7 protein-coding genes and 2 pseudogenes are annotated in these 12,381 nt (G+C 30.3%); 3 read left to right on the top strand and 6 right to left on the bottom strand.

Annotated elements, in window-relative coordinates; genetic code table 11:
- Positions 1-131 precede the first annotated feature (131 nt).
- From dnaE to ACZ1HD_RS03035, 3 genes and pseudogenes are all read left to right on the top strand, one after another.
- A pseudogene (gene dnaE / locus ACZ1HD_RS03045) lies at positions 132-4,471 on the top strand (DNA polymerase III subunit alpha).
- A 132-nt stretch (positions 4,472-4,603) separates the two neighbouring features.
- Positions 4,604-6,379, top strand: coding sequence for a D-arabinono-1,4-lactone oxidase (locus ACZ1HD_RS03040; protein WP_472688614.1), 1,776 nt, complete (start codon positions 4,604-4,606; stop codon positions 6,377-6,379).
- Positions 6,380-6,459: 80 nt separating this feature from the next.
- Complete coding sequence (locus ACZ1HD_RS03035; RefSeq protein ID WP_472688613.1) at positions 6,460-6,585, top strand: hypothetical protein; 126 nt, start codon at positions 6,460-6,462, stop codon at positions 6,583-6,585.
- Here the strand turns inward: ACZ1HD_RS03035 and gldA are convergent.
- From gldA to ACZ1HD_RS03005, 6 genes and pseudogenes are all read right to left on the bottom strand, one after another.
- Positions 6,582-7,478, bottom strand: a pseudogene (gldA, locus tag ACZ1HD_RS03030) (gliding motility-associated ABC transporter ATP-binding subunit GldA). The gene ACZ1HD_RS03035 and the pseudogene gldA overlap by 4 nt on opposite strands.
- Positions 7,479-7,517: 39 nt before the next feature.
- Positions 7,518-8,288 carry a hypothetical protein gene (locus ACZ1HD_RS03025; RefSeq protein WP_472688612.1) on the bottom strand — a complete coding sequence of 257 codons (771 nt, stop codon included), beginning with the start codon at positions 8,286-8,288 and terminating at the stop codon, positions 7,518-7,520.
- A 73-nt stretch (positions 8,289-8,361) separates the two neighbouring features.
- Complete coding sequence (locus ACZ1HD_RS03020; RefSeq protein WP_472688611.1) at positions 8,362-9,891, bottom strand: outer membrane beta-barrel protein; 1,530 nt, start codon at positions 9,889-9,891, stop codon at positions 8,362-8,364.
- 86 nt (positions 9,892-9,977) lie between these two features.
- The gene (locus ACZ1HD_RS03015; RefSeq protein WP_472688610.1) at positions 9,978-11,153 is read right to left on the bottom strand and encodes a carboxypeptidase-like regulatory domain-containing protein; all 1,176 of its coding nucleotides are present in this window, start codon (positions 11,151-11,153) and stop codon (positions 9,978-9,980) included.
- Positions 11,154-11,175: 22 nt separating this feature from the next.
- Positions 11,176-12,045 (bottom strand): GLPGLI family protein, encoded by an 870-nt coding sequence (locus ACZ1HD_RS03010; RefSeq protein WP_077811134.1) that lies wholly within the window; start codon positions 12,043-12,045, stop codon positions 11,176-11,178.
- Positions 12,046-12,155: 110 nt separating this feature from the next.
- Positions 12,156-12,368, bottom strand: a complete 213-nt coding sequence (locus ACZ1HD_RS03005) for a hypothetical protein (protein ID WP_472689260.1) — start codon at positions 12,366-12,368, stop codon at positions 12,156-12,158.
- Positions 12,369-12,381 lie beyond the last annotated feature (13 nt).

Here is a 12,381-nt window from a genome sequence, read left to right as displayed (position 1 = left end):
TATTTTTAAGCAATAAAAAAGTAGTTTTTAATGTTGATAAAAGATTGCATTGTTAGTCTAAAAATCAATAACAAAACTCTAAATTTACAGTCCTTTTCAAAAGAATAAAATCATCAAACTAAAAGCAATTTATGTACTTAATTTTTGATACAGAAACTACTGGTTTACCAAAAAGCTGGAACGCACCAATTACCGATACAGACAATTGGCCAAGGTGTATTCAAATTGCATGGCAATTGCATGACAAAATGGGAAATGTGCTAGAACACAACGATTTTCTTATTCAGCGAGATGGTTTTAATATTCCGTATGATGCAGAAAGAATTCACGGTATTTCTACTGAATTGGCAGAAGAACAAGGTATCAAATTAGATAAAGGTTTAGAACTTTTTAACGAAGCTTTAAAAAAAACAAAATTTATTGTAGGTCAAAATGTTGGTTTCGATATTAATATTATGGGATGTGAGTTTCATAGATTAGGTGTAGAAAATAACTTAACTTCTTTACCTCTTTTAGATACTTGTACAGAAAAAACAGCTACCATGTGTCAAATTCCTGGTGGTCGAGGTGGTAAATTTAAATTACCAACATTAACAGAATTGCACAATCATTTATTTGGCGTTGGTTTTGGTGAGGCTCACAATGCAACTGCCGATGTTGAAGCAACTACACGTTGTTTTTTAGAGTTGATTCGTTTAAGAGAATTTACGCAAGAAGAATTAGATGTAGATGCAGATTATTTTAAGAATTTCTCTGAAGCAAATCCGAAACCAATTCAGGTAATTGGTTTAAAGCACATCAACCTAAAACAAGAAAGCGATAAGATTCGTAAGCGTTTAGAAAAATTAAAAGGAGTTTCAGAAACTAAATCTACATCAGAAGGTTTAGCAGAATTAAAAGATGTACAGTTTTCTCATTTACACAATCACACACAATATTCTGTTTTACAAAGTACCATGCAATTGGGTAACATTGTAAAAGCTGCAACAAAATATAACATGCCGGCAGTTGCTATGACAGATACTGCAAACATGATGGGTGCTTTCCATTTTGTAAACGCAGTTTTAAGTCATAATAAAAATGCGGAAACTCCTATGAAACCAATTATTGGTTGCGAGTTTAATATTTGTGAAGACCATAAAAACAAATCACAAAAAGACAACGGATATCAAGTAGTTTTATTAGCAAAAAATAAAAACGGATATCATAATTTGGCTAAAATGTCTTCTGCAACCTTTGTAGATGGTTTTTATTATGTACCAAGAATAGACAAAGCTTTAGTAGAAAAATATAAGGAAGATATTATTGTTTTAACCGGAAATTTATATGGTGAAGTTCCTAGTAAGATTTTAAATTTAGGTGAAAAACAAGCAGAAGAAGCTTTACTTTGGTGGAAAGATCAATTTAAAGACGATTTTTATATCGAATTAATGCGTCATGATCAACAAGATGAAAAAATTGTTAACGAAACTTTACTTAAATTTTCTAAAAAACATGATATAAAAGTTATTGCGACAAACAATACTTTTTATCTAGATAAAAAAGATGCCAATGCACACGATATTTTATTGTGTGTAAAAGATGGTGAAAAACAAGCTACGCCAATTGGTAAAGGTCGTGGTTATAGATATGGTTTGCCTAATCAAGAGTATTATTTCAAATCTTCAGATGAAATGAAAAAACTCTTTGCAGATTTACCAGAAGCCATTATCAATATTCAAGAAATTGTAGATAAAATAGAAATATTTACGCTTGCTAGAGACGTTTTATTACCTGCTTTTGATATTCGAGAAGAATTTTTATCCGAAGAAGATAAAATCGACGGAGGAAAACGTGGAGAAAATGCTTTTTTAAAACACCTAACTTTTGAAGGTGCCAAAAAACGTTACGGAGAAATTACAGAATCTATCAAAGAAAGGTTAGATTTTGAATTGGAAGTTATTGAAAAAACAGGATATCCTGGTTACTTCTTGATTGTTGAAGATTTTATTAGAGAAGCCGGAAACATGGATGTTGCAGTTGGTCCTGGTCGTGGTTCTGCCGCAGGTTCTGTAGTTGCATATTGTCTTTGGATTACAAATATTGATCCCATTAAATATGATTTACTTTTCGAGCGTTTCTTAAATCCAGAACGTGTTTCGATGCCCGATATTGATATTGATTTTGATGATGAAGGTCGTGGACGAGTTATGGATTATGTAATTGACAAATACGGCGCAAACCAAGTTGCTCAAATTATTACTTACGGTACAATGGCTGCAAAATCTTCTATTAGAGATACTGCCAGGGTTTTAGATTTACCGTTGTTTGAAGCCGATAGAATTGCAAAATTAATTCCAGGAATTAAACTAAAAAATATTTTTGGTGACGATCCTAAAAGTAAAGGAAAAGTTGATGGTTTACGTGCAGAAGAAAAACAACTTGTAGAAGAACTAAGAACTATTTCTTATGGTTCTGATTTAGCATCAGAAACTGTAAATAAAGCAACAATATTAGAAGGTTCTGTTAGAAATACTGGTATACATGCATGTGGTGTAATTATTACGCCTGGTGATATTACTAATTATGTTCCGGTTTCTTTGGCTAAAGATTCCGACATGTATGTTACCCAATTTGACAACTCTGTAGTAGAAAATGCAGGTTTGTTAAAAATGGATTTCTTAGGATTAAAAACGCTTACTTTAATTAAAGACACCGTAAAAATTGTAAAAGCTAGACATGGCGTAGAATTAGATCCAGAAAACTTTTCTTTAGATGATGTAAAAACGTATGAATTGTTTCAAAGAGGAGAAACTGTTGGTGTTTTTCAATATGAATCTCCCGGTATGCAAAAACACATGCGTTCTTTAAAACCAACGGTTTTTGCAGATTTAATTGCAATGAATGCTTTGTATCGTCCTGGACCAATGGAATACATTCCGAGTTTTATTAATAGAAAACACGGAACTGAAGATATTGAGTACGATTTACCTGCCATGGAAGAATATTTGGCAGAAACGTATGGAATTACAGTTTACCAAGAGCAAGTAATGCTTTTATCGCAAAAATTGGCAGATTTCACCAAAGGTGAAGCCGATGTTTTACGTAAAGCAATGGGTAAAAAACAAATTGCCGTTCTAGATAAAATGAAACCTAAATTTGTAGAACAAGCAGCTGCAAATGGTCATGATCCTAAAAAACTAGAAAAAATGCGGAAAGATTGGGAGGCATTTGCAAGTTATGCTTTTAACAAATCGCATTCTACTTGTTATGCTTGGATCGCGTATCAAACTGCATATTTAAAAGCGCATTATCCGGCAGAATATATGGCATCTGTACTTTCTAACAACATGAACGATATTAAATCGGTATCGTTCTTTATGGAAGAATGTAAACGAATGGGACTAGAAGTTTTAGGGCCGGATTTAAATGAATCTTACTTGAAATTTTCTGTAAATAAAGAAGGAGCTGTTCGTTTTGGTATGGCTGCTGTTAAAGGAGTTGGTGCAAGTGCTGTAAGAGCAATTATTAAAGAAAGAGAAGAAAACGGAAACTATACTTCTATATTCGATTTAGCAAAACGTGTAGATTTAAGAGCTGCCAATAAAAAATCTTTTGATAGTTTAATTAAAGCAGGTGCTTTCGATTCTTTTACAGATACACACAGAGCGCAATATTTTGATACTGACGAAAAAGGACAAACGTTTTTAGAACGCGCCATGAAGTTTGGTAGTAAATATCAAGAAAATGAAAATTCTGCACAAGTTTCTATGTTTGGTGAAGCTTCTACGGTTCAGTTTCCGAACCAGATATTCCGCAATGTGAAACTTGGGGAACTATGGAATTACTTTCACAAGAAAAGGAAGTTATCGGAATTTATATTTCTGCACATCCTTTAGATGATTTTAAAAATGAACTTAAATTTTGTAACGCTTCTTTAAAACATTTTAAAGGTGATCTTGCAAAATATGTTGGTATGAACATGGCTTTTGCAGGTATTATTACCGATGTACAACACAGAGTTTCTAAAGCAGGAAAAGGTTGGGCAGCTTTTACAATAGAAGATTATGGTGATAGTCACGAATTTAGAATTTTTGGTGAAGATTACTTAAAAATGAAACATTTCTTAGTACCAAATTCATTTTTATTTGTAAGATCTACCATACAACCTGGTTGGACGAACAAGGAAACAGGTGTTGCTGGCGAACCAAGATTAAAGTTTACAGAAATGAAATTACTTCACGACATTATGGATGAACTTTGTAAAAAAGTAACTATTCAATTACCGTTAAGTGACATTAAAGAGGATACTATTTTAAATTTAGAATCTATTCTAAAAAACAAACCAGGTAAACAAAACTTAAACTTTACAATTTGGGACGAAAAAGAAAAATTAGAAATCAGTTTGCCAAGTAGAAATACAAAACTGCACATTACTAATGAGTTATTAGCAACTTTAGAAAAACAGCAAATTAAGTATAAATTGAATTAGTTAAACTTATAAAATTGACCCATATAATAAGTTTTAACTATGAAACTATAACTACTACAAATCAAAAAAAAACAAAATAATAGTAACATAAAACTATTTATTACTATTTTTGTTTAACAAAAATAGAATATCATGAAACAAAAAGAAAACGGAGTTTGGGTAAGTTGGAATGAAAACTTAAAACACAATTATAAGTCTTTATTTAAAATCACCACAGAAAATGAACTACAGGATGTAATTGCAAACAATGATAAAATCCGTTTTTTTGGAAACAAACAGTCCTCTGCAGATATTGCAGCAGGTACCAATGCTTTGTTAGACATGAAAACCTATAACAAAATAGTTTCTTACAATTATAACGACAAAACAATTACTGTGCAATCTGGCGTAATTTTAGGTGATTTGTTAGAAGCTATCGAAAAAGTTGGCTGGTGCATACCTTGTTTGCCGGACATTAATACAGTTACAGTTGGTGGTGCTTTGGCTACAGGAACGCATGGTACAAGTGGTAAACTTTTATCAGAATACATTACCTCTTGTAGATTGGTTTTGGCAGATGGATCTGTTAAAGAAATTAAGAGTTCGGATGAGTTTATGAATGCTGTAAAAGTTTCATTAGGAATGTTAGGAGTGCTTTCTGAAATAACTTTTAAATGTGAAACAGAGTATACTTTACATGTTAAAGAACGCCCAGAAAATGATAAAGAATGGTTACCAAAAATAAAAGATCGTTTAAAACAGCACGATTTTTTACGCGTTCTATGGTTACCTCATACCAGTAAAGGTTATGTTATAACTGGAGATAAAATTGATAAGGACAAAGAAATTAATGTAAACAACGGACCAAAGTATTTAAAACATAGAAGAACAGCTTCTAAAATTTTATATAAATATTCGCATAAATTTCCTTGGATTACGGCAATTGCAAACAATATTTTAGCTAAAGCTTTTTTAGTTCAAAAAGAACACAAAGGTTCTTTATATCAAGCGACGGTTACAAAATCTAGAGGTTCTACTTTAGAATTAGCAGAATGGACGATAGGTTTAGACAAATTTCCGCAAGTTTTTAAAGAACTAAAAGAAGAAGTAAATAAATGGGACAATAAATCTTTTATTCACATACCTATGGATGTACGTTTTGTACAAAAAGACAACGCTTGGTTAAGCTACGCTTACAAAGAAGATATTGTTACAATGGGTTGTGTATCTAGAAATGCTGCTACGGCAGATACTTATGAGGCATTTAAAAGTGTAGAAAGAATTTTTCTTAAACACGGTGGTAGACCACATTGGGGTAAAAGGTTTGCAGCAAAAGATGCGCAATTATCTAAAATATATCCTAAATGGGAAGATTTCAAAGAACTAAGAAGAGAATTAGATCCAACAAATAAATTTTTGAATCCTTATTTATCTAAATTGGTAAATGAAAAGAAGTTAGCAAATGTTAAAAAAGTATTGCCTAAAGGTTTTTTATTCGATTTTGATGGCGTAATTGTGCATAGTTTTAAAAGCCACGGAAATGCTTGGGCTAGTGCTTTTAAAGAATTATTCAATAAAGAAATTCCTCCTTTTCCTAAAAGTCATGCAGGTAAATCTCCAATGGTAATTGCAGCTTATTATTGTAGCACAATTGGTCAAGAAAATAAAGCCGAAGAATTGTTTTTACTAAAGGACATTCATCTTGATAAATTTTTTACGATTCCGGACTTATTACCCGGAGTTAACGAATTTACAGATTTTTTATCCAAAGAAAATATACCTTATGGTATTGCTAGCAATGCAACTAAACAGTTTTTAAAAAATAGTATAACCCATTTAAATCTAAATTTTACCACTGTTTTTGGTGTACAGGATTATGAAAAACCTAAACCAGATCCAGAGGCATATAAAACTTTAGCCGAGCATTAAACTTTAATGAAGAAGATTTTAAAGATTTATGGGTTTTTGAAGACAGTTTAACAGGCACAAATGCAGCAAAAGCTGCTGGTATGATTCCGATAGGAATTACAACACAATATAAAGATACAGAACTTAAAAGCGCGGGAAGTAGTATAACTTTTCCAACACTTTTAGAAGCATACAACTATATAATAGAAGAAATAACTAATGATTAATCATTAGTTATTTCTCTAAAAAAAGTTTCTAAATTTTTATTCTGCTTATTTAGACTTAAAATTTTCAGACCGTTTTCTTGAGCAAAATCAAAAATTATGGGTCTCATATCTTGTTCACTTTCAAAAGTAATATACCAAGTATTGTCGTAATTGTTTTTGTAAGAAACCACATTTTGTAGTCTACTTATAAATTGTTCTTCAATCTTATAATCAAAAGTAACTTCTATAATTTGCTCTTTGGTTTGTGTAAGTTCTGCTAATTTTTTATCAATTAAAATCTCACCTTTTTTTATGATAATTACTCGATCGCAAACAGCTTCTACTTCTTGCATGATATGTGATGAAAACAAAACAGTTTTATTTTTTCCTAACTCTTTAATTAAAGCTCTAATTTCTACTAATTGATTAGGGTCTAAACCTGTAGTAGGTTCATCTAAAATTAAAATTTCTGGATTGTGTAAAATTGCAGCTGCTAAACCAACTCTTTGTTGATAACCTTTAGATAGTTGATTGATTTTTTTATGTGCTTCTACAGTTAAACCAACTTTTTCTATACAAATATTAACTTCTGATTTATCGATTTTATGAACTGATGCTTGAAACTGCAGATATTCTTTTACATACATATCTGTATATAAAGGATTGTGTTACGGTAAATAACCGATGATTTTTTGTACTTCTAAAGGAAATTGTTTCACATCAATATCATTTACAAAAACTTCACCATCAGTAGGTTTTATAAAACCCGTTAAAATCTTCATTATTGTAGATTTCCCTGCTCCGTTAGGACCTAAAAAGCCAACAATTTGTCCTTTTTCTGCAGCAAAAGAAACATTATTTAAGGCTTTTTGAGTTTTATATATTTTTGAAACTGATTTTACATTTATAGACATTTAAAACCTCTTTTAACACAAAACGGTATTACGTTTATTTTAGTTTGTAGTTTTTGATAAATTTAATCGAATTTTTCGAACATTCTTCATTCGAGACCAAGCTATTTTATGACGTTTTTTATACAGCCAAAGTGTGCCTAAATCTAATAAAAAATAGAAAAAACTTATACCACTTGGCGGATTGTGACTTGGTGAAAAATCGAATACACCCCAAGCCGTAGATGGCCATTGCCAACATAAATAATTAGTACCTACAATTTCTAAATAAGCTACAGTTATGTACATAGATAGATAAAACAATCTTTCTCTTGGCTTCTTTCTTAAGATTAAAATTGTTGCAATAGTCATTACAAAACCAAAAACATCATTTCTAAAAATTAAGAAAACAGTTGCATAAATCAATATAAAAATTGTGAAAAATTTTTCTAGCTTAATTTTATTTTTAATAATTGATGATGCTTTAGAAAAGTATAAAACGGCTACATAAACCAAAGCATGACCTGGTGGCACGTAATGAGGCACGTTACCCAATCTGTAAGAATACATACCCATAACAATAGAAAACAAATACTCGCCAATAATACCAATTAAAACAGCGTAAATCATTTGTTCTTTAACTCTTTTATTTACTCTCCAAAAAGTAATTAAAAAACCAATCATCATGCTAATAGTTGCATACAACTGTGCATTATCTGTAATTTCTACCATGTAGAAACTGTCTAAAAAAAGACCAAAACCTATAAATAAAAATAGTGCTCCTAAACTTTTAAAAGTTGCAATAAAAGGAGACTTTGTAGCTAACAAACTCATACGGCTAAAATAATTAAAGTAAATAAAAAAAGGCTCAATTTCTTGAGCCTTTTTAATTTTATACTAAAATGTTTTATAATTGATATCTTACCCTAAAAGTAACTAACCTAGGCAAAATAAAAGTTTCGTTAATCGAATTTGAAATGTTTCCATTATTAACACTTACTCTCGATTCTGTTCCTAATATGTTACTTGCTTGAAACTCATACTCCCACTTTGCATCTTTATCTTTTCTATATGATAATGATAAATCCCATATTTTAAAAGAATTTTGATGCTGACCGTTTTGTCTAACTTCATTGTAAGTAAAATCAGAAGTTAACGTTAGAGAATTCCAAATATAAGCATCAAAATTTATAGAAGGTGCATGCGTAACAGATTTAAAATTAGAAACATTATTTGTACTTAATTCTGTTCTGTTTTGATCTGAAAAAGAAGCTCTATAGTTTAAACTAACATTAGGCGCTTTTGTATAGTTAGTTCTAATACCTGGAGTAATAGAATAACTTTGGGTATTTAACTTTGTAGTTTCCGTACCAAATAATTGATAGGCTTGAGAATCTGAAAAGCTTGCTGCGAGACTTGTTCTAATTTTTCTAAACGTTTTTGTAAATCGACCGAAAGCACTAATAGATTCTATATCATAAGGCAGGTTTAAATTAGTATTAGTAGAAACATTAGATCTTACATTTGGGTTATTTGCGTCTGGAACAAAATCTGCAATTGAAGCAATTTGCTCCATAGTTTTGTTATAGTTTAATCCTCCAAAAACAAACATATTGTTAAATAAATTAAAGCTACTATAATTTAAACTCATAGATTCTACTCTAGCATTCATAATATCATTATTTCCAAAGAAAAATGAATTATAACTTCTAGCAACGATACCTTCTGCTAGTTGATTTACATCTGTAAAATTAACTTGCTGCCTGTAATTGAAACGCAAACTTTCACTCTTTTTAAATTGAGCAATAATGTTTAATTCTGGTAAAATTTTAGTGAAAGAATCTTTAAAATCTGTTATTGCACCAACTTGGGTATTATTAATATTGTAAGAATGTGCCGTAAAACCTGGCCTAAAAGTAAAAATACCTGCTTTAACACGATAACGCATACCTGCATAGATATCTGTAAAATTGTATTCTACATCATTTGTAGTACTTGGGTTTGCTAAATTAGGAATATTTAAAGTTGGATCTAATGAACTGCCATTATCTAAAAGTTGAAAAAACCTAGAATCAAAGTTTTGCTTACTTAAAATAGTACCACCTACAAAATTAAAGTTGCTTTTATTATTTATAATATAATAGTAATCTAATTTTGCATCTAATTGATTAGATTTTACTCGTCTGTCTTGTTCTAAAGTATAAAACTGTTGTGATTTATCTAAACCTAAAACATCTGCTGCAGAATCAAAACCATCTACATTATTGTTTGGATCTTGATCTAAATTCTCTATAGAAGATACATAAAAAGGATCTTCGTCTTGCAATTGATGTTGCACTTCTAGGGCAAAAATATTGTTTTCGTTTGCTGTATAAAAGTAACTTAAGTTCTGATTGATTGTAAATGGTGTTGCGCTCTCGTTTTCTACAATTGGCACATTATTACCTATTATTTGAGATGTACCATTATCTAATCTAAACTCGTTTGTAAAGCGACCATTTAAATCATAATTTAATTGATTGTTTATATTTTTCTTATAGATCGTTTTAAAGTTAAATAAACCGAATTACTAGTTTGATCTGTTGTGTTATCTGTAACATCATCTGGTATAGATGGATCATTATAATCTATAATATTTCTATTTCTTTGTCCGTTACTATTACTAGACCAAATTAAATAACCACTAAAATCTAATTTTTTGTTTGGCGAGTAGCTAAAGTTTAAAGCGGTTAGTTTTGTTTCTATTCTATTCGCATTTCTAGCATTTGGTGTTAAAAAACCAATGCCAGCACTTGCTAAGTTTATATTTGTTCCATTTGACGGACTTTGACTTCTAAAACCTCCGCTAAAACCTCTTAAATCTCTTCTATTTAATACTGCTTCACCTAAATTATTGATATCTCCAATTACATTTAATGTATATTTTGGGTTGTAATAAAATAGTTTGGGCTGAAACAAGTATAAATCATCACTTGGTGTAAACCCAGCACCTGCATAGACATCTCCAAACCAAAAATTCTTTTTCCCTTCCTTTAATTTTATATTAATAGCTACTCTATCTTGATTATTTTGAACACCGCTTAACTGATTTACATCAGAAAAATTTCTTAGTACTTGTATTTTATCTACTGCATTAGAAGGGATATTTTTAGATGCTAATTTTGTATCTCCACTAAAAAACTCTTTACCATCTACTGTAATTTTTTCTACGACTTTACCTTCTACCTCAATTTGTCCATCATCATTAATTTCTACTCCGGGTAATTTTTTTAATACATCTTCTAGTTTTCGTTCAGAACCATTTTTAAAAGAATCTGCATTATACACTATCGTATCTCCTTTTATGGTAACCGGCATTTTAGATACAATTGTAATTTCATCTAAAGAATTATCTTCTTTAAGTGTAATATTTTTTACAATATCCTCTGATTTAGTTTCTACAACAAAATCTACAGTTTTAAAACCAATGTAACTTATTTTAATTTCGAAAGTTTGATTTTTATCTAAATCTAATTTATAATTTCCTTTTGCATCTGTAAAACCATATGATGACATTTTTTTTGTTGCCTTGTTTACAGCTAAAATGTTTGCCATTTCTAGAGGTGAGCCAATACTATCTTTTACAACTCCTGTAAGAGTAACTTGCGCACTAGAAATAAATGAAACCATAAAAATGGTTAATAGTAGTAATTTTTTCATTGTGTATTTTATGTTTTAATAATTAAAATCTACCTCTTCCACCTCTACCTCTACCTCTGCTATTTCTAAACTCTTCCATTTTTTTAGTAATTGCATCTGTGTATTCTTTTCTTGTAACTTTATCTCCTTTTGTTGGCTTCTCAATTTCTAATTTTTCTGAGGGATTTAGTACAATTTCTGTACATAAAATAGTAGTTCTTCCTTCATTAATTTCTAAAATTAAACCTGGCAATCCCCAATATTCTCCAGGACCATTACTTACCGGTATTTGTGGTGTATACCACGCTGTAACCGTTATTTTTTTTGGTATTTCTATATCTTCTGTAACTTTTACTGTCTCTGTAGTGTCTTTGTTAGCATCCTTTTTCTTCTTATCATCATCTCTGTTTCTTCTTCTCATGTTTCTCCAATCTGTAGCATCTACATCTTTGGTAAGTGTTGCTTTATAACAAATATAGTTTCCTATTTTTTTTGTTTCGCTACCTAACTCCCATTGTGGCATTTCCATAGTATCAGAAATCAAAAAGTTTTTACCAAAAAACTCTTTAGACTCTAATGCTACAAGTTCTTTTGTATTTTTATACTTAGTACCTCCATCAGTTAAACCTCCCATTCTAAAACCACCACCTGCACCAGGCGCTTCTAATTTTTCATCCTCTTTATAAATAGATGCTGTTTTATCAAAACTTAAAATAAATGTTTTTTCTAACATCGATTTCATCCTATCTGCAATTTGTTTCTTTTGTGCTTCAGACATGCTATTCATTCTGCCTCCCCAACTACTCATATCTAAAGTAGTTTTAGACATATAGGTTGCTTTTCCTTGAAAATTTTTCTGAGCAAATACACCAATTGTAACAAAGGCTAAGAATAATGTAATTAATTGTTTCATGATTTTTTTATCTTTTTTCACTAAAATAGTATTAGTAATTTCTAATAAGACTTAAAAAAACTTAAAAGTTTAATTTGCTCGTTTAATTTTTTACTAAAACTAAAAAAAGATTATCCTCCCATTTTAATATTTATGCCATTTCCTAAGTCCATACCATTTCTACTTTTAAATTTTTCCATTAATTCGTTAGACTTTTCTTCCTGAATTTTATTAAATTTTTTCTGACTAACTACCTTCCCTTTTTTTGGCTCTGTAATAGCTATTTTTTCAGAAGGATTTATAATGATCTCTGTGCAAACAATTGTGGTTTTACCATCATTAATTTCTAAAATTAAA

Source organism: Polaribacter sp. HA6-7, from assembly GCF_055693625.1.
Note: the sequence above shows the minus strand (reverse complement) of the source record. Positions and strands in the feature narration are given on the sequence as shown.

What these genes read in the sequence shown, in the direction of transcription:
- ACZ1HD_RS03040 (WP_472688614.1), top strand. Translation starts at nt 4,604, where the DNA reads ATGAAACAAAAAGAAAACGGAGTTTGGGTAAGTTGGAATGAAAACTTA.
- ACZ1HD_RS03035 (WP_472688613.1), top strand. Translation starts at nt 6,460, where the DNA reads ATGATTCCGATAGGAATTACAACACAATATAAAGATACAGAACTTAAA.
- ACZ1HD_RS03025 (WP_472688612.1), bottom strand. Translation starts at nt 8,288, where the DNA reads ATGAGTTTGTTAGCTACAAAGTCTCCTTTTATTGCAACTTTTAAAAGT.
- ACZ1HD_RS03015 (WP_472688610.1), bottom strand. Translation starts at nt 11,153, where the DNA reads ATGAAAAAATTACTACTATTAACCATTTTTATGGTTTCATTTATTTCT.
- ACZ1HD_RS03010 (WP_077811134.1), bottom strand. Translation starts at nt 12,045, where the DNA reads ATGAAACAATTAATTACATTATTCTTAGCCTTTGTTACAATTGGTGTA.